The 19491-nt window shown below is 38.5% G+C and carries 12 protein-coding genes and 1 pseudogene; 1 reads left to right on the forward strand and 12 read right to left on the reverse strand.

Annotation, left to right across the window (positions count from 1 at the left end):
* Positions 1 to 6 precede the first annotated feature (6 nt).
* The 12 genes and pseudogenes from QM524_RS22290 to QM524_RS22345 all read right to left on the reverse strand — a co-directional run bounded on the left by QM524_RS22290 (position 7) and on the right by QM524_RS22345 (position 15965).
* Positions 7 to 1506: an FGGY family carbohydrate kinase gene (locus QM524_RS22290; protein WP_283346303.1), complete on the reverse strand. Its 1500-nt coding sequence runs from the start codon at positions 1504 to 1506 to the stop codon at positions 7 to 9.
* A complete protein-coding gene (locus tag QM524_RS22295) occupies positions 1506 to 2462 on the reverse strand; it encodes an ABC transporter permease (protein ID WP_283346304.1) in 957 nt (318 codons plus the stop codon). Before QM524_RS22295 ends, QM524_RS22290 begins: the two co-directional genes overlap by 1 nt.
* Before the next feature lie 42 nt (positions 2463 to 2504).
* Complete coding sequence (locus QM524_RS22300) at positions 2505 to 3992, reverse strand: sugar ABC transporter ATP-binding protein (protein ID WP_283346305.1); 1488 nt, start codon at positions 3990 to 3992, stop codon at positions 2505 to 2507.
* Positions 3993 to 4016: 24 nt separating this feature from the next.
* Complete coding sequence (locus QM524_RS22305; protein ID WP_283346306.1) at positions 4017 to 4619, reverse strand: DUF2291 family protein; 603 nt, start codon at positions 4617 to 4619, stop codon at positions 4017 to 4019.
* Positions 4620 to 4938: 319 nt separating this feature from the next.
* Positions 4939 to 5874: a D-ribose ABC transporter substrate-binding protein gene (locus QM524_RS22310; RefSeq protein WP_283346307.1), complete on the reverse strand. Its 936-nt coding sequence runs from the start codon at positions 5872 to 5874 to the stop codon at positions 4939 to 4941.
* Position 5875: 1 nt separating this feature from the next.
* Positions 5876 to 6850, reverse strand: a complete 975-nt coding sequence (locus QM524_RS22315) for a transketolase family protein (RefSeq protein ID WP_283346344.1) — start codon at positions 6848 to 6850, stop codon at positions 5876 to 5878.
* A gap of 203 nt (positions 6851 to 7053) precedes the next feature.
* On the reverse strand, positions 7054 to 7863 hold the full coding sequence (locus QM524_RS22320; protein ID WP_283346308.1) for a transketolase: 810 nt from the start codon (positions 7861 to 7863) through the stop codon (positions 7054 to 7056).
* 481 nt (positions 7864 to 8344) lie between these two features.
* A complete protein-coding gene (locus QM524_RS22325) occupies positions 8345 to 9544 on the reverse strand; it encodes a nucleoside hydrolase-like domain-containing protein (RefSeq protein WP_283346309.1) in 1200 nt (399 codons plus the stop codon).
* Positions 9545 to 9699: 155 nt separating this feature from the next.
* On the reverse strand, positions 9700 to 11094 hold the full coding sequence (locus tag QM524_RS22330) for an L-fucose/L-arabinose isomerase family protein (protein ID WP_283346310.1): 1395 nt from the start codon (positions 11092 to 11094) through the stop codon (positions 9700 to 9702).
* A 787-nt stretch (positions 11095 to 11881) separates the two neighbouring features.
* Entirely contained in the window at positions 11882 to 12649 is a 768-nt protein-coding gene (locus QM524_RS22335; protein WP_283346311.1) for a DeoR/GlpR family DNA-binding transcription regulator, read from the reverse strand.
* Between the two features lie 418 nt (positions 12650 to 13067).
* Positions 13068 to 14189 (reverse strand): annotated as a pseudogene (gene ribB, locus QM524_RS22340) (3,4-dihydroxy-2-butanone-4-phosphate synthase); the annotation flags it as partial.
* Positions 14190 to 14807: 618 nt separating this feature from the next.
* Positions 14808 to 15965, reverse strand: a complete 1158-nt coding sequence (locus tag QM524_RS22345) for an MFS transporter (RefSeq protein WP_283346313.1) — start codon at positions 15963 to 15965, stop codon at positions 14808 to 14810.
* A 480-nt stretch (positions 15966 to 16445) separates the two neighbouring features.
* On the opposite strand from QM524_RS22345, the gene QM524_RS22350 reads away from it, so the two are divergent.
* Complete coding sequence (locus QM524_RS22350; protein ID WP_283346314.1) at positions 16446 to 19415, forward strand: glycosyltransferase family 117 protein; 2970 nt, start codon at positions 16446 to 16448, stop codon at positions 19413 to 19415.
* The last annotated feature ends 76 nt before the right edge of the window (positions 19416 to 19491 follow it).

A 19491-nucleotide genomic window follows, 5' to 3' on the forward strand; every position in this document is an offset into this window, starting at 1 on the left:
TATCTCTTAACCATTTAAGGCTTTTTGCCAACCTTCATAATAGGCCTTCACATGGGTGTTGTCAGCAGGTTCGATGCTGGTAAAATTGGCTTTACAAAGTTCTGACAAAGCATCAAGGCTCTGATAAACACCGCTTTTAAGACCTGCTAAATACGCAGCACCTAATGCCGAGATATCATGATTTGCTTGTTTTTTGATGGAAAAACCCAGTAAATCAGCCAAAAAGGTAGTGACAAATTTATTATGACTGATCCCGCCATTAATCGAAATCGATGTAAAATCTTTGCCCATATCTTTACTCATAGCATCCAGAACATCCTTTATTTGGAAAGGAATACTCTCTAAGGCTGCACGTACAATATGATTGATATTAGTGCCAAAAGAAATCCCTTGAATAGACGCTTTTCGACTCATTTGCCAATGTGGTGCACCTAAGCCACTAAAGGCAGGAATCAGATATACCCCTGCATTATCTTTTACTTTTTGAGCTAAATCTTCGGTTTCGGAAGGATGTGTAAAAAATTTCATTTCGTTTTTCAGCCACTCAATCGTTGAGCCGCATGATACGATTGCTCCTTCAAAGGCATAATCTATCCTCCCCTCTACGCTCCAACAAACAGTAGTTAGCATACCATTAGAAGAAATCAAGGGTTCATTGCCAATATTGGACATAATCGAACAGCCTGTTCCTAAAGTTGCCTTGGCGGTTCCTTTTTCGAAACAGCCTTCTCCAAAAGTAGCCGCATGTGAATCACCAATAAGGGCAGTAATAGGCAATTGACTTTGTGCCAAAACTCCTACAGCAGATTTATCGTCAGAGTAGGTCCAATGTCCATAATCATGAGAGGAAGGATATACCTCGGGCAAATGAAGTTTTTCAAGTCCCCAAAGCGCTAAGATTTCTTTATCCCAAGTCAAAGAATGAATATTGAGCAAAAGGGTTCTATGCGCATTGGTATGGTCAGTTTTAAAAGATTTACCTTCAGTAAGCTTGTACAAAAGCCAGCAATCCACCGTACCAAAATAAACCTCTCTATTATCAAGTTGAGTTTTTAAATCAGGGTTGTTTTCCAACAACCACAGTAATTTAGTCCCTGAAAAATACGGGTCGATAATCAAGCCCGTATGTTGTTTTATCAACTCATTTTGCCCTTGATGAATCAAGTTTTCACATACTTGCGTAGACCTTTTGCAAGCCCAAACCACGGCTGGCGAAAGTGCTTTTCCAGTTTTGTCCCAAAGCACAAAAGTTTCTCGCTGATTACTAATGCCGCACGAAGCAATATCCTTGGGATTATATCCTTTGTGCTGAAAATCCTCCAAGCACAGGCTCACAGAAGTTAATACATTTTGAAAAATCTCTTCTGGATCTTGTTCCACAAAACCATTATCGAAATAATTGGTATGTAAATCGGCATGACCTTTACTGACAACTTTTCCTTGGTTATCAAAAATGATAGATTTAGTACTGCTTGTACCTTGGTCAATGGCTAAAATATATTTCATTATTTTTTACTCTTACGGTCAATAATTACGGCTAATAAAATCACCAAACCTTTTACTACTTGTTGCCAAAACGGGGATACATTCAATAGCACCAAGCCGTTGTTGAGCACCCCAATAATCGCTGCGCCAATCACAGTGCCAGTCACAGTACCAATACCTCCTGATAACGAAGTTCCCCCAATTACTACTGCTGCAATAGAGTCGAGTTCGTAACTTGCACCTGCGTTTGGCTGAGCCGAATTGAGTCGAGAAGTAACCATGATTCCTCCCACTGCCGCCATCATTCCTGAAATGCCATACACGATAAGCTTGGTAACTTGTATATTGATTCCAGACAGAAAAGCTGCTTTTTCATTTCCACCAATCGCATAGATATGACGTCCGAAGGCAGTTTTCTGACTGATAAATACCACCAATAATACCAGTAAAATCGAAATCCAGACAGGTACAGGAATACCAATCAACCAACCAGAACCAATATATTCAAATTTGGGACCTAGGTTAGAAATAGGAATCCCTTGGGTATAAAGCATAGTTGCACCACGGGCTATTGTGAGCATCGCAAGCGTTGCCACAAAGGGTGGCAAAGAGAATTTGGTAATCACAAAGCCATTGAAAAGTCCAATCAATAAGCCTACAATAATAGCGGCCAAAATACCGCCAAAAATGGTAAAACCCACATGAATATTCAGTGCTCCAATCGTGATTCCGTCTTTGAGCAAACCTGCACAAATCACCGAAGTAAACGCCAATACAGAACCAACCGACAAGTCGATTCCTGCCATCAAGACAACCAAGGTCATACCTGTGGAAATACAGACATTTACCGAAATCTGACGAAGTACATTCCAGATATTATTGGCAGAAAGAAATTTATCTGAAAGAATACTTATGACAATACAGAGCAACAGAAGTGCAATCAGTGATTGTGATTTTTTTAATAGTTCTTTGTGCATTGTATGTTTATAACTATTTGAAAAAGAATCGAATAAGATAATTTATAAAATTGCAGCCTTCAACAATTTATCTTCGTTGGCCTCCTCTGCACTCAACTCAGCAGTAATACGTCCGCCAGACATAACCAAAAATCGATCGGCTAAAGCTAGTAGTTCAGGAATCTCAGAAGAGACTACAATAAAGCTTTTTCCTTCTTGCGAAAGTTTTTTGATTAATTCATAAATCTCGTTTTTGGCATTAATATCAATTCCTCTGGTGGGTTCGTCGAGCATCAAAATACTAGGGTTGGTCGCCAGCCATTTGGCAAGAACCACCTTTTGTTGATTTCCTCCACTTAAATTCAAACAAAGCTGTTGTGAAGAAGGAGTTTTGATTGCCAACGAATCGATATAGCTTTGCGCATTTTGTTGCTCTTGTCGAGTATCAAGCAATTTGTCGCTAGCCAGTGTAGTAAGTGAAATATTGGAGGCGATATTCATTCCCAAGACTAAGCCTTCTGTTTTGCGGTCCTCCGTTACAAAAGCTATCCCATTAGCAATAGCGTCCTTGGGCGATTGAATCTTTACCGGCTTTTGATGTACGACCATCGAACCTTTCAGGACTTTACTATTTAGTCCAAAAATACTTTCAAGCAATTCGGTACGTCCAGCGCCCATCAACCCAAAAATCCCTAAGATTTCGCCTTGGTGAAGAGTTAATGAAATTTCGTCTAATAAGTTACGATTCTTGAGTTTAGGATGAGGAAGGGTAAAATTTTGAATATTTAAGATTACATCTTGTGAGATTTGAGTTTTAGCTTTTTTTTCAATCGTCACCTCACGACCCACCATTTGTCGAATCAATGCCTGCTCTGTGGTATCTGACATATCGCCTTCAGCTACGCTACAGCCATCACGCATAACGGTATATTTTTCGGCAATACGAAACAACTCTTCCATTTTGTGCGAAATATAGACAATCGTTTTGCCTTCCTTTTTGAGTTCAGCAATGATACGATGGAGGTTATCAATCTCAGCTTTAGTCAGCGCCGAAGTGGGTTCGTCCATCAAAATCACCTGAGCATCTATCAATAAAGCCTTGGCAATTTCGATGAGTTGTTGTTCGCCAACCTTTAAGTTTTGTACCAAAGTATCAGGTGAAAGCTTCAGTTCTAATCTTTGAAGTAATTGATTCGTAACTTTTTTCATACCCGAATAATCGAGCATTCCCCACTGATTTTCTATTTCTTGACCTAAAAAAATATTCTCAGCAATGGTCAATGTTGGAATTAAGTTTAGTTCTTGATGAATAATCGAAATTCCAGCTTTTTGAGCATCTTTGATATGATTAAATTTTACAATTTGTCCATTCAAATGTATTTCGCCTTCGTAATCGGGATATACGCCTGTAAGGATTTTCAAGAGGGTTGACTTCCCTGCCCCATTTTCTCCTAAAATGGCGTTGACTTTGGCAGGATAAAAATTCAAGTTTACGCCCTTCAATGCTTTCACACCAGGGAATGATTTTGAAATATTGACTGCTTGTAGCACGTGCGAATGATTTTGAGGAAACGCTTATATTTTAGAAATTTTGATAGGCAATACGCTCAAATTAAGCAAATCTTCTTGCTTTTCTCCCAGCTTTACCGCGCCAACTAAATCAATGGTATCACCTACTTTCACCGTTTTGATTTCGTCAGGAATGGCCTTTTCACGAATAATCGTATTCAAGCTTTCCGAAATCTTGTTAAACTCAGCCGTAGTTTTGAAATCGGTTAATTTTACCAACCCCGAAGCATCACGAATGGCATTCCCAAAAATGAATTTTGTATCTATTTCTAAAGGTCTATTACCTGATGCCAATACTTTCAACCTATCTCCCTGAACCTCCAAAATTTTGGCTTGGCATTTGACCAAATAATATGCCGAACTTCCTATTCCTAACCTATTGCCATATTTGACTACGCTCGCATGGTCTTTTGCGGCAAAAGACGATAATAACTGTGATAACTCCACAGCTTGCGATTTGGAAAGAATTTGTTGATATAAGTCTTGCGAATATTTGGCAAAATCAAAGTTAGATTCCTTTTTTTGCTTCAAATCATCTAAACTTTCTATGTAGATGGAGTTGTAGATAGCCACAACTGCCAAGACAGAGGAAATGATAATTTTTTTCATAGTTATAAGTTTCTTTAGAGAAAAGGCATTTGTCACGATACTTTGGTTTTATGCCTCGATTCAGTTTGAATGCTGATTTACTGATTAATCATTTTGTCCAACATTAAGACCAGAACAATAACACAACACTATAAATATCAATTTATTACATTCAAATTTGAGTCAACTTTATTTTGAACACAAATTGTGTTGTGGGGATAAAATCAAGCTAAATTTACAAGCTTTAGGCTGTGAACTTTATTCCTTAGGATAGTCAATCAAAGTATTTCATATAAAATAGTGGAATCATTGTGATAGCCTAATGCCTACTGCTAATAGCCTATGGCATAGTAACGTAATTTTTCGCATTGGCACTATTCACAAGTTCTACTTCTACAGGTACTCTTTGTGGAAAGTCTCGCCTGCCTTTGATATACTCGTCGGCATATTGAGCAGCAGTTTTTGCCATAATTTTTGGATACTGCATACCTGTTGCGACGATTTTCCCTTCCTTAATCTTTTCGATAACTTCCGAAGCACCATCAAACCCAAATACTTTTACCTTGGTTTTACCAGCGGCTTGCAATGCCTGATAAGCTCCTAGCGCCATGGCATCATTACCACAGAAAACTGCGTCAATATTGGGATGTGCTTGCATGATGGTTTCCAGAACCTCCATGGCTTTGTTACGGTCAAAATCACCACTTTGTTGAGCGACCATTTTGAGGTTAGGAAATTTATCAACCACCGAATGAAAACCTTTTGAGCGTGCCCAAGTATTGTTGTCTCCCACCATACCCAGTATCTCGACATACGTACCTTTCTCTTTCAAGGCTTTTACAAACTCAATGCCTACCTCGACACAACCAGAATAGTTATCTGACAAAATTTGGCTGGTAGCAGCGTCATCGTTATTGATTTCACGGTCCATACAAAATACAGGAATACCAGCAGCCTTGGCACGAAGCACGTTGGAAACCGACCCATCGGCATCAGTTGGGTTGAAAAGAATCGCATCGAATTCAGAAGAAATAAGGTTTTCAAAATTGTCTGACTCTACGGCTGGACTATTCTGAGAATCAAATATTTTGGCTTCATAACCTAACTTTCTGGCATTTTCGGCGGCAGATTCTGCTAAGATTACAAACCAAGGATTGTTGAGCGTAGAGATAACTACTGCTACTTTTTTCTTTTCATTCGACTGGCTTTTTGAACAAGCACTTACCAGAAAAACTCCTAAAATCAGCGATGTCGTTATGAGGATATATTTTTTCATATTAGCCTAAAATGTTTAAAGCTGATTGTGACAATCCTTTTGCTGAAATTCCATAATGTTCAAAAATCTCCCCTTGCGAACCCGAAACGGTATGCTCATCTGGTAAGCCTACGATTTTGAACTTATTATGGCAACCATTTTGTAAAAGCACCGAACCTACAGCCTCGCCGAGTCCGCCGTATACCGAATGTTCCTCTACGGTAATTATTGGCGTATTCTGAGAAGCTAATTGCAAAATCAGTCTCTGATCTAGAGGTTTAATGGTATGCATACTTACCACTGTAGCCGAAATTTGATGCTCCTCAGCCAACTTTTGAGCGGCTTGCAAACATGGCCAAACAGCTTCGCCAGTAGCAATAAATGTCAAATCTGAACCCTCTTTTACTACACGCCCTTTGCCCACTTCGAAGCTGGTCGCATGCTCAACCTCTTCGATTTTTTCGGGCATATTCTTTTTTCCAAAACGAAGATAAACAGGCGAATCCATAGCAGCCGCTTGGCGAATTGCTTCCGCAGTTTCGAAATTATCTGCTGGTGCAATAATCGTAATATTGTTGATGGCTCTCAATACCGCATAGTCGTGCAAACTGTGGTGTGTACTACCCAAAGCGCCATAACTTACGCCTGCTGAAATACCAATAAGTTTGACTGGATTATCAGAATAGCAAACGTCATTTTTGATTTGCTCTAAGGCTCTAGCTGTCAAAAAACAAGCTGGCGAAACAGCAAAAACCTTCTTACGCATACTCGCCAAACCTGTGGCAACGCCAACTAGGTTTTGTTCTGCAATACCCACTTCTACAATTTGTGCTGGAAGCTTTTGCCCAAATCCCACTAACTTACCTGAGCCTCTTGAGTCACTGGTAACGGCAAAAACGGTTTTATCTGTTTGGGCGAGCGATTCCAAGGTTGAAGCGAAGACCTCCAAATTGGCAAGCCCTACTCCTTTCGGAATATTGGTGATTTCTTGACCCATAAATTTTCTTATTATGTGTTTGATATTTTGAATGGTGAGTTCGTTAACTATTTCGGATTTCCAATATTGTATTTCGGAAGCACAGCTACTTTGGGGCTCATATTTTGCAAGCAATAAAGGCATACACACTTTATTCCGAAATCAGAAATCCCACATCTGCAATAGTTGAAACTGCCTCATTAACTCCTTCTACTATACGTCAACTAACTGTCTATTTCCGCCAAGGCTAACTCGTATTGCTCGGCAGTTGGTACGCCATGATGCCATTTCAAGACATTTTCCATATAACTCACGCCCTTTCCTTTGGTCGTATGTGCAATGATAAAGGAAGGTTTTCCTGACTCAAAGGGAAGTGCATCAAAGGTATTCACCAAGGCTTCTACGTCATTGCCGTCTACATGACGAACTGCCCAGCCAAACGCTTCTAATTTCTTGTCAAGTGGTTCCAAGCCCATAACTTCGGCATTGGGTGCGGTAATTTGGAGTTTGTTATAATCCAAAATAGCACACAGGTTATCGAGTTTGTAATGTGCTGCAAACATAAATGCCTCCCAGTTTGAGCCTTCTGCCATTTCGCCATCGCCCAAAACGGTGTAAACTTTTACGTCTGATTGGTCTTTTTGGGCTGCTAATGCACTCCCGCAACAAATAGATAACCCATGTCCAAGACCGCCCGTATTTTGCTCCATTCCCTTGATTTTCCTAGTTGGGTGACCAATGTAAGGCGATTGATACTGACAAAGCGTCAATAAATCATCTTCAGGGAAAAAGCCTTTGTCGGCTAAAACAACATACAAAGCCTCCACACAATGACCCTTACTTTGGATATAAATATCTTTTTCAGGTGTATTAAAATTTTCAGGAGAAACATTCAATACCTTGTTATAAAGCACATTCAAAATGTCAATAATCGAGAGGCTTCCTCCTGTGTGTCCTGCCTTCGCATTGTAGATATATTTGAGAATCTTTTTGCGATATACTTTAGATTTCTCTTCTAATTCTTTAATGTTCATAGTGTTTGAGCTTCTTGAAATGAATATCGTTTAATCTTGGCAGTCTTAAAAATTTATAAGTTGACAGTATATCTGTTATTAGAATACTTTTCCTGATAGCCTTATAGTTAAATTCAATTTATGTGTTAGAGGAACAGGCAACAGGCATAAGGGAAAGAGAGTTAAAATGTTTTTTATTGACGATGGATATTTTTTTGCCGATTGCCCAAAGCTTACAGCCGTATGCTCAAAAATTAAATTTTATTATCTTAGGGACAAGGCAACAGGCATAAGGCAAAGAGTGTTAAAATATTTTTAAAGACCACATACATACATTTTTCCCAAAGCCCACCGCCGAAAGCCGAAAGCTCAAAATTAAATTTTATTTTGCCCACTAACTTAAGTAATCGTGCAGAATAAGATTTAATCAATTTATAATGTAAAGAATTGATAATTAAAATTTTACATTCACAATTCACAACTCATAATTCAGCACTAATACTTACCGAAGCCAACTCCAGCGTTTAGCCCAATCTAGCAATACATTATTACGCCATTTGAGAACGGTTTTACCGCCCTGCCAAATATCATCGTACAATTCAGGGTTTGACCTATCTGTGTACCAATTTGCCCCTAACTGATAGTCAGTATTATGAGGTTTTCCTGGCCATATATTATTTACTACAAATGTGCCGTTTTGCTCTTTAAATCCACTGATATTTGATGTTACCTTGTAGCTTAACGTCTCCGTACGTTTTGGGCAATATCTTACCACATAGTTTCCGTTTCCAAGGTAAAAACCGTTCCATTTTTGTTCACCAATTTCAGACTTTACCGACATAGTCAGACAAGCAGAATCAGGAGGAATATTAACGACAGGTCCTTTAAACATAAATTCAACAATAGAAAATACGGTTACTGTATCCCTAATCGATGTATTACCGTTAAATAGTACTCTTGGACTATGCTTAAATTTCACATAACTACCACCCCAGTTTTCTCTCATGGGATTGTTGGGATTACCATCCATCATGTATAACAATGAAGGGGTATCTCCCATTTTAAGAACACCTTTGTAACGGTTAGCTTTATAATCTTTTCCCAAAAATCCTGCTTCATGAATGAAGTTTTTGTAGTAGTTTTTATTACTCAAACTATCAGGAACATTATCAGAGAAAAAGCCGTAGTAAGACGCATTTGATTCAATAAACCAAAGATTCGGAAAGTTTTTAGCAATGTAAGCATAGCTATTGGCACTCCACTTCTTATTGGGTCCACCAATAAAAAATACTTTTATCTTATTTTGAATTTCTGGTTTATCGTGTAATGCCTGTGCTAAGTCCTCCAAACCTCCCCAAACCAAAACCCATAGAGGTCTATTGCTTTTTTTCTGTGCGCATTTAATAATCCAGTTCGAACCTTCTGTTGCGGTAACGTAGCCTTTATACGGCGCAGCTCCATGTCGTCCTTGTTTTACCACCGAGCGTAAATATGCTGGGGTTGCCAGATTAGGTTTATGTTTTTTGAGTTTTGGTAAATCTTTTTCGTAAAGGTCTATCGTACGAAGTATTTCTTCTTTGCTTCCGTCTCCATAAGATGGCGATGAAAGCAGCCCTTCAATATCAAACAATTCATTGTACATGAGTAAGTGAATCATAGACTGATTATCATCTGGGTCAGTTCCTCCTATATCCGTACTCACAAGAATACGGGGTTTTACGGGCACCGCCCTTTGTGCAATAGCCGTCTGCGCGAGGAAGAAAAAAGAAAAAATCAAACTCAGCTTACTCATAAATTGATCTTGAAAAGGTTTTCAGAATACATTGCTTTTAAGCTCATCGCCTAAAGCACCTATTTCTAATGCTTGTAGATTTCCCAACCCATGTAGTTTCCTAGTGCTTCTTCTAGAATTGAAGCTGTTTTAGAAGCATTCATTACTACGTGGTGTTCAAATCCATTACGGCAAATATATTTCATGAGTCCCTGCAAATCAGGTATTTGAGCTACGGCACGGTTACCAAATGTTTCTAAAGGGTCATTGGTCAATTCGCCTTCGCCAATGTAGGCTTTGATGATGCCTTTAGGGTCGTCGGTGCTAATTCTTCCAAATGTCAATGGCATAGCAGGTGTACGGCCGTCCAAGGCACCATAGGTATTTTCGACTCCTACCGAAGTTCCTAAAATTGGGGCATTACTAATTTGAATATCTGGTAAAAATGATTTTGCCCAGTTACCACAGTGAAACAACACACATTTGTCTTCGTCGTTGGCATAATTATTATTCCAGTCTACCAAAGCACTTGGTGAGCCTGAAGCCAATTGCATAGCATACATCGAGAGCGTTCCTGTTACATCCACTTCGCAGGCTGAAGGCAACATATTTTCAGACATGATACTCATGCTCGTACATACGTTGCAACCGTAGTTTTGTTGTAAAGAAGTCCAGCACTGGATTGCCGTAGCATCTAGCACATTTTCTTCCATGATTTCCTTCAATACCACGTCTAATTTGGCAATCTGAATCATAGCTTCGTTTGGTGTTCTACCTTTAGAAGCATAAGCGTTGATAGATTCCAAATGCTGTTTTACTTTTTCGTCGTTGCCTGTTAATTTGTTGGCGCGTCCCAAAATTTCTGATAAGTCAAAAGTCGTTACGGTAATGCCGTTTCTTTGAAGGATTTTTTCAGAATAACGAACTGTATTAAATGCACCAGGGCGAGCACCAATAGCACCAATACGAACACTTTTTAAGCCTTTTACCACTCGACATACCGACACAAAATCTAGTAAATCTCTTTGGAAGTTTGGATCAGAAGGAGCAGAAACGTGCTGACTGGTTAGCGTATATTTAATGCCATATTGATAAAGGTTATTACAAACCGAAATCTTACCACACCATGAGTCACGGCGATTGACCACGTTCATTTTGCTCAAATCATCAGGGTATGCCTGAATCAATACTGGCACGTTGAGATTGGCTAATTTAAGGGTATCTGCCACTCCTTTTTCATCACCGAAGTTTGGAAGTAATACCAAAATCCCTGCAATCTCATCACGATGGGCTTTGAACAAATCCGCACATTTTTGAGCTTCTCTGAAAGTCTCCACGCCCCCTAATTTTGTATCTGTAGTATCCAACAAAATAGGCTTAATTTTAAGGCTATTGAATACCTCAATAATTTCAGTTCTTGCTTTTTCGACTAAACTGTCTGGGAAAAAATCTCTGTTTCCAATGATTACACCAAGTGTCATTTTTATGGTTTTTATGGATAAATCGCTATCCTATTTCAAGTTAAATTTGAATAAAGTCAGGTATAAGTAAAAGCGGTTATTCGTTAATCGTATATCAGTTATTAGAATACAATTATCATCAAAAGATTATAGTCAAATTGTATCTCAGATATACTATTGATTTAAGACCTCTTCATACTTAAATAATATTTTTTAAACAATATTGAGGCAAAAGAATATCAGGCATTAAAAATGGTTTTAATGCAAATACCTGATATTTTTAATTAGAAATTCTTTGTGAAAGAAGCTAATTAAGATTATGTTTGAAAATTTTATTTGGTATCTGTTAAAAAACGAAATCTCCCTTCGCCACTCCTTACTTTTCTTCACTAGGCGTGCCCGTCTGGCACAAGAAAAGTAACCGCAGCGGCGGCCGCAAAAGAAAGTCAAGAAATCCTAATCGGAGTGGCGAACCACCTCGCCTGCGGCTCAAACAACAGGATTTCAGAAATTCAAATACAATTTTTTAATCTTCAATGATTGATAAAATTTAGACATGCTCTAAGTTTTAATGCAAAATAAAATGGAATTAGAACGCTTTTGGCTATAAGTCGTAGGCATTAGGAAAAAACTTCTACTGATTCTTGAGAAATACTTATATCGCATGCTCACAACTCAATTTTATTTTGCACTGATACCTAAGAAATCACGAAGAATATGATTAATAGATTTATAAATGTAAAAAACAGACAATTAAAGATTTACATTCACAAGTCAGCTATAATACTTAATCCTTATTGCCTTTTCTCTAGGCAATTATTACCTCTATTTCATTATCTCTGAAAACCTCTTTGTGTTTGTCTTCAATGGCGTCGTCGGTGATGATATAATCTATCAAACTCAATGCGCCTAGGCTTGCCAAAGCGCTTTTACCAATTTTGGTGCTGTCTGCTACCAAATAAGTTATCTCGGCGGCATCAATCATAGCTTTTTTCACGACTAAATCACTGATACTTGGATAAGTCAAGCCTGATTTTAGGGAAATTCCAGCCGTGGCCAAAAACAGTTTTTGCACATTCAAGCCTTTGAAAAAATCGGCAGCTTTTTGTCCTGTCAATGACAAGGTTGGTGGTTTAAACTCCCCTCCTGTCATAATGACCTCGATACTCGGCTCTGCACCAAGCATCATGGCTATATTCAAAGCATTAGTAATAATGGTTAGATTTCTTATACCTGAGTGTTTAATTTTTTTGGCAATCTCGGTTGTTGTACTGCCCGAGTCTAAGATAATGGTATCGCCAGAGTCTATGTATTCAAGGCACTTTTCAGCGATTTTCTCTTTCTTATCTAAGTTATCTTGATGAACAAGGGAAAAACTTTTTACTTGGTCTTCTACGTTTTTGAGATAAGCACCACCGTGCTCCTTTATAATCAAATCTTCAGCTTCCAGTTTCTCTAAATCCTGACGAATGGTCACCTCTGTTACTTTAAACAAGCGAGCCAAGTCAGCCACTTTAGCCGAACCATCTTCTTTTAATAATTCTAAAATCTTTTCTCTACGTTGATTTGGGAGCATAAATGTCTAAGTAATTTAAAGCTTCATTTTGCTCTTTTGTTTATCTTGAAACAAAAATAGAAAACAAAAACAAATAAAAGAAACAAAACGAAAATATTTTTTGTACTAATTTACGAGTAAATATAGAAAAACCTGTAATGTCATTCTATACTTTCAGATTCGAAATAAAACAAAAGTAAAAAGTAAATAAAGCGAAGGTTTTTCGAATTAAATTTACATAAAAAGAAAGGAATACAAAATGGATTTCTTATTACTAGTTCAAGACTTGGTCTTGGACTTATTTTTTGAACAGTTTTGAAACTGAATCAAAAAAGCGGTCGAAAATTGTTTTTCGACCGCTTTTTTGATGATTTTACTCAGCTTAAGACGCAATCATTGCGTCTCTACTGTTGAAATTCAACTTAATAAATCATTATCCCAAGGTCACAGTCTCCACAATTTCGAGACCGTAACCGAATAATGCTGCACGTTTTTTAGGGTTATTTGTCAGCAATTTGATTTTTGAAATACCTAAATCTCTCAAAATTTGTGCGCCAATTCCATAGTCTCTCTCATCGTTTGGTGTAATTTCCGCACTTTGATTGACACCCATTTCCTGAAGTTTGTATTTTTTCAAATCGCTCATTAAGTTGGCACTCTTACCATCTTGGAACATATACAAAATCACACCTTTTCCTTCATTTTCAACGGCTTGCATAGCATTTTTCAATTGTTGACCACTATCACAAAGTGTTGAACCGAAAATATCACCAACTACATTTGACTTGTGAACACGCACGAGTACAGGCTCATCCTTTTTCCAAGTTCCTTTCACTAAGGCCAAATGCGTGTCGCCTGTATCTTTTTGACGAAAAGCAATCAAATCAAAATGTCCCCAATCCGTTGGCATATCTACGCCAATTTCTCTTTTGATAAGCGATTCGGTTTGCAGACGATATTCTACCAAGTCTTTGATGGTAACCAACTTAAGATTAAACTTATCGGCAATTTTTCTCAAATCTGGCAAACGAGCCATTGTACCATCCTCATTTAATACCTCAATGAGTACGCCCGAAGGCTTAAATCCTGCCAATTTAGCAAAATCCATCGCTGCTTCAGTATGTCCAGTACGACGTAAAACACCTTCCGTTTTAGCTTTCAAGGGAAAAATATGTCCCGGGCGACCCAACTCCTCTGGCTTAGTATTTTCGTCGACTAATGCCTGAATCGTTTTGGCACGGTCTGGCGCTGAAATACCCGTAGTACAACCATGTCCAAGCAAATCTACCGATACCGTAAAAGGGGTTTCGTGAGAGGAGGTATTATTTCCCACCATCATGTTCAAGCCCAATTCGGCACATCTATCTTCCGTTAAGGTTACACACATCAAACCACGACCTTCTTTAATCATAAAGTTGGCTAATTCTGGCGTAATGGCTTCTGACGCACAAATCATATCTCCTTCATTCTCACGGTCTTCGTCATCAGCTACAATAATAATTTCGCCTCTACGAATAGCTTCAATTGCTTCTGGAATGCTATCTAATTTTATTTCCGACATGGTATTCATTTTAATAATCAAAGAAGCTAATAGCCTCCTCAATCGATTTGTTTTCATTTTTCACTTCAAAATTATGCTTTTTAATGATTCGAATAGAAAAAAATAAAAAAACGAAAGGAAATTAGAGTGAAATCTATATCGGATTTGGACGAAGTGGCTTTCAGGTATCGGCTTTCGGCAATGGGTTTTGGAAAAAGTATGTCTTTGGTTATTAAAAACTCTTTGCCTAGTGACTGTTGCCTAAAATAGGTTGCCTTTCCTTCAGTAAATTTTCAACATGATTCAATTAGTTGGTAGAATGAGGTCTGTTTATAAAAAAAATCGTAGGTACATTTCCAATATTTCCCTCAGCTCCGTAGGAGCGACAGTTTGGTAGTATTGAGTTATTTGTTGACCCATAAAAAGAGCGCCGTAGGTGCGACAGAACTCAAACTAAGTTAAATTCTGTCGCACCTACGGTGCTCAAAAAAAGGTTATTTTCAAAACTAGTGCTACCAAACTGTCGCTCCTACGGAGCTTTTTTGGCAACAATAATGCTATTCTCTAAATCAAAAAGGCAACCTATTTTAGGCAAGGATAAAGGACAATTCAGCACTAATACCTAATTGTATTTTCTACTTATTCCGCATAAGACAATCTTTTTTTCAACACAAAAGAGAAAAATACCCCCACTAATGCCATTGCCATGCCTACCAAAACGGGTGTATTGTAACCAAAACCATAAGTTATAGGTAAACCACCTAAGAAAGCACCCAATGAGTTACCGATATTGAAACTCGCCTGCGTGGCAGCAGAGCCCAACATTTCTGCGCCTTTTGAGGTACTAATCATCAAGATTTGGATTGGTGCCGCCAATGAGATAGATAATGCGCCTGCGATAAATGTCAATATCAAAGAGATGATTTTGTTTTCTGAGAAGAAATGGATGCCTAATAATGTCACCGCCATTGCTACCAATAACCACAAACAAGCTTGTACAGCAGGCAATTTATCCGCTAACTTGCCACCGATGATATTTCCTACAACCATACCAAAACCCGCCAAAACCATAATCCAAGAAACGCTACTTGCGGAGAAATGCGATACTTCTGTCATCAATGGCGCTATATAACTAATCCAAGTAAACAAGCCTCCTGTTCCAATAGAAGTAATCACAATTACCAGCCAAGCATCTACACGTTTGAAAAGCTCTAATTGAGCCATCGTACTTTCTCCTTCGTTTCGGTCTGATGGTAAAGCTGGCAACCAAAGATTAATGAAAAGTAAGGTGGTTAAACCAATGATAGTCACCAAGGCAAAGGTATATCTCCACAAATATTCATGTCCGATCCAAGTACCAATAGGCACTAACAACAAATTAGCGATTGTCAGACCCGCAAACATGGTCGAGATAGCTTGAGCTTGTTTGCCTTCATCTGCCAAGCGACTTGCTACGACTGCACCTATACCAAAAAAGGCACCATGAGGCAAACCTGCTAAAAACCTGAAGAACAACAAGGTAGTTTCATCAGGAGCTAAAGCTGACAATGAGTTGAAAATGGTAAAAATTACCATCAGGAACAAAAGCATCTTTTTGGGTGGATACTTGCTTCCTAACAATACTAATAAGGGTGCACCAACCACTACACCCGCTGCATAAGAAGAGATGATATGGGCAGCGTCTGTGATACTAACGCCTAGATTGTTGGCAATGTCAGGCAAAATCCCCATTACTACAAATTCGGTAGTACCAATGCCTAGTCCACCTAAGAACAGGGGAAAAAAATGTTTTTTCATGATTTCAAAAATGATTGACAACCAGTAAGAATAGCTGTCAGTCAACAATTAATTAAGTTATTCTGGATAGATTCTAATACTTTGCTAACCTCAAAGTTCGCTAGATAATTCAACAAATCTGGACATATCCATCGGATTTCAGAAATTCATTAGAGACGTCAAAAACAATATTGATTAAGTACAATCTTTTTGGCACTTTAATTACTTTATCCTTCAATAAATCCTAAAAAATTCAGAAGGTTTAGTCAAATGTTAAAATGATTTTAAGTTAAATAGTGTTAAATACAATCCTGATTTTCAGGACATAACAAAAATGTATTTTCCTTTGTGTCAAGGATTACTTTTACATGCTAGCTACAACAAGAATCCTCTATTTCTATTTTTCAACATCAAAACATTTTCACCTATAATGAAGCAACATGAGGCGCTCGCCCAATGGCTGGGCGCTTAGTAAAGACTTTTTATAAATCCCAACATACTATGACATCATTTCGACAACTCAACAACGGAATCGGTTGGGCAGTGTTTCTTATTGCCTTTATCGTATATGCTATGACGGTAGAACCTACGGCCTCCTTTTGGGACTGTGGCGAGTTTATCGCTTGTGCTTACAAATTACAAGTACCTCACCCACCCGGGGCGCCTTTGTATCTTTTGCTTGGCAGATTTTTCTCCCTATTCTCAGGGGCTGATGTCACCAAAGTGGCTTATTGGATTAATATGTTATCAGTATTGACGAGTGCGCTGACGGTGTTGTTTATGCACTGGACTATCGTACTGATTGGTCGAAAAGCCTATCAAAAACCTTTTTCAGACTTAACACAAGGTGAGACATTTACACTCCTAAGTGCTGGCTTTATTGGTGCTCTAGCTTATGCCTTTTCAGATTCTTTTTGGTTTTCGGCAGTTGAGTCGGAGGTTTACGCTATGTCCTCATTTTTCACTGCGATTGTCGTTTGGGCAGCCTTCAAATGGGAACTTATTGAAGATGAAGCTTCTGCGAACAGATGGTTAATTTTCATTGCCTATTTGGTAGGTTTATCAATTGGGGTTCACTTACTCAATTTGGTGACTGTTCCTGCTTTGGCATTGCTTTATTATTTCAAGAAAACCCATAAACCAAGTTATAAAGGAGGTTTTCTGGCATTATTAGTAGGTTTGGTAATTTTAGGCGTTATCAATTCTCTGATTATTCCTGGCATACCATCAATGGCTTTTCAGTTTGAATTATTATTTACCAACGGACTCGGTATGCCTTATGGCGTTGGGGTAAGCCTATTTTTGATATTGTTTTTAGGCGCTTTGGTTGGTGCTATTCGCTATTCGATTCTAAAAAACAAAGTACATGTAAACGTGAGTTTGCTGGCTTTATGCTTTGTGCTCATTGGCTATTTGTCATACACTTTGGCCTTGGTTCGTTCCAATTACAATACGCCACTCAATGAAAATAACCCTAGTAACATTCTCAATTTTGTAAAATACCTCAAACGCGAGCAATACGGTGAGCGTTCGTTGTTATATGGTCCCGTTTACACAGCAGAGGTTGAAAATGTAGAACGTGGCAAGCCTCAATACAAAATGTCGAATGGCAAATATGAGATATATGATTACCGACAAAAATTGATTTTCCCTAAAGAACAAGAAATGCTTTTCCCAAGGGTATATTTTAGTCCAATGGAACAGTATCCGAAGCAGTACGCCGAAATGCTTGGTTTAGCGCCTGGGCAAAAACCTACTTTTGGGGACAACCTTCGCTATTTGTTCTCACATCAAATGGGGCATATGTATATGCGCTATCTTTTGTGGAATTTTATCGGTCGTGATAGCGATATTCAAGATGCGGGAATGGCCTCATTTACCAGTAAAAGCCCTTATTCGGCACTTTCGGCTCGTGGGAAGTCACATAACAATTACTTTGGTTTACCTTTAATTTTGGGATTGATTGGCTTTTTCTTTTTGATGAAAAGAAACGAAAAAGACTTTTTGACCACGACTTTGATGTTTTTATTGACAGGAATAGGATTAGTTATTTTCTTGAACGCCCCTCCTACCGAACCTCGTGAACGTGATTATATTTATGTTGGCTCCTTCTATTTTTTCTGCATTTGGATTGGATTAGGGGTTATACAATTGACCGAATGGGCGAACAAATTGCTTCGTCAAGCAGTACTTTCAGTTGGACTAGCCAGTTTAGCATCGTTGGTCATTCCTGTAATTTTGATTCAACAAAACTATGACGACCACGATCGTAGCAATCGTTATCAACAGGTAGATTTTGCCAAAAATTTGTTAAATTCTTGTGAAAAAAATGCCATTTTGTTTACCGCTGGTGATAATGATACTTTCCCGCTTTGGTATGTGCAAGAGGTGGAGGGCTTCCGTACAGATGTACGAGTTTGTAATCTTTCGCTATTGGGAACTGATTGGTACATCGAGCAAATGAAGCGAAAAACCTACGAGTCGGAAGCTTTGCCTGTATCAATTTCTGAGGATTTGTTACGAGAAGGTATCAACGACCAAATTCTTTTTTATGAAAACCCGAATGTAAAAAGTGGTATCAATTTGATTGAGTATCTCAAACTAGTAAAAGAAGATAATCAGGCGATTAAAGTGCCTTTGCAAGATGGTAGCTCTATTAATATTTTGCCAAGCGAAAACCTCACGATTCCAGTTAATGTGGATGCAATCAAAAAAGCAGGTTTTGTGCCAAAAGACGTCGAACCTTTGCTGACGAATCAAATGAATTGGTCGGTTGGCACGTCTGGGATTTTGAAACCGCAATTGGTACAGCTTGACATCATTGCCCAAAATGCAGCGAATGGCTGGAAAAGACCGATTTATTTTGCCTCTTCGCTCAGCAAGGTGAGTTATCTCAACATGAAGGAGTTTATGCAATTGGAAGGTTATGCCTATCGATTGATGCCCGTTAAAATCGAAGGAGCTACCGAAGGAATTGTAAATACAGCCGTATTGGAGCGTAATTTGATAAAAAAAATGGTCTGGAAAAATCTTGATAATCCTCAAGTATATCATCATTCTGAGTTTTATCAATTACCAACTACCATGGGGAGATTATCCTTTCAACGTTTGGCGAGCCAGTTTGCTCATGAGGGTAAATACCAAAAAGCAAAAGATACCTTAGATTATTGCAAACGTATCATGCCCGACCAATCTATTCCGTACGACCATGTATCGGCAGGGTTTGTGAGCTTGTATTTAACGATCGGCGACCATGCCTCCGCTATGGAAATCGCCAATACGATGATGAATCGCAATAACCAATTATTGGATTATTTTGGGCAAAATCGAAAAGCTAGTAATGAGCAAGATATACAAATTGCTCTTTTCCAAATGCAAATTATTGTTGAAAGCCTCAAAAATGCCAAAGCCCCTGAGGCTGAAAAATACGAACGAATGTTTCTGCAACAACTCCAAAAACTGAGTAGCTAGAGAGTTTTGAGTGATGAGTTTGGAGTGATGAATTGTGAGTCGGTACTTCGCAAAGGATAATAAAAATAATTGACTG

It is taken from the genome of Flectobacillus roseus, from assembly GCF_030056595.1.
Lineage (GTDB): Bacteria > Bacteroidota > Bacteroidia > Cytophagales > Spirosomataceae > Flectobacillus > Flectobacillus roseus.

Excerpts from the sequence above, each read along its gene's own strand:
- QM524_RS22290 (WP_283346303.1), bottom strand. The coding sequence starts at position 1,506 with ATGAAATATATTTTAGCCATTGACCAAGGTACAAGCAGTACTAAATCT.
- QM524_RS22295 (WP_283346304.1), bottom strand. The coding sequence starts at position 2,462 with ATGCACAAAGAACTATTAAAAAAATCACAATCACTGATTGCACTTCTG.
- QM524_RS22305 (WP_283346306.1), bottom strand. The coding sequence starts at position 4,619 with ATGAAAAAAATTATCATTTCCTCTGTCTTGGCAGTTGTGGCTATCTAC.
- QM524_RS22310 (WP_283346307.1), bottom strand. The coding sequence starts at position 5,874 with ATGAAAAAATATATCCTCATAACGACATCGCTGATTTTAGGAGTTTTT.
- QM524_RS22315 (WP_283346344.1), bottom strand. The coding sequence starts at position 6,850 with ATGGGTCAAGAAATCACCAATATTCCGAAAGGAGTAGGGCTTGCCAAT.
- QM524_RS22320 (WP_283346308.1), bottom strand. The coding sequence starts at position 7,863 with ATGAACATTAAAGAATTAGAAGAGAAATCTAAAGTATATCGCAAAAAG.
- QM524_RS22330 (WP_283346310.1), bottom strand. The coding sequence starts at position 11,094 with ATGACACTTGGTGTAATCATTGGAAACAGAGATTTTTTCCCAGACAGT.
- QM524_RS22335 (WP_283346311.1), bottom strand. The coding sequence starts at position 12,649 with ATGCTCCCAAATCAACGTAGAGAAAAGATTTTAGAATTATTAAAAGAA.
- QM524_RS22345 (WP_283346313.1), bottom strand. The coding sequence starts at position 15,965 with ATGAAAAAACATTTTTTTCCCCTGTTCTTAGGTGGACTAGGCATTGGT.
- QM524_RS22350 (WP_283346314.1), top strand. The coding sequence starts at position 16,446 with ATGACATCATTTCGACAACTCAACAACGGAATCGGTTGGGCAGTGTTT.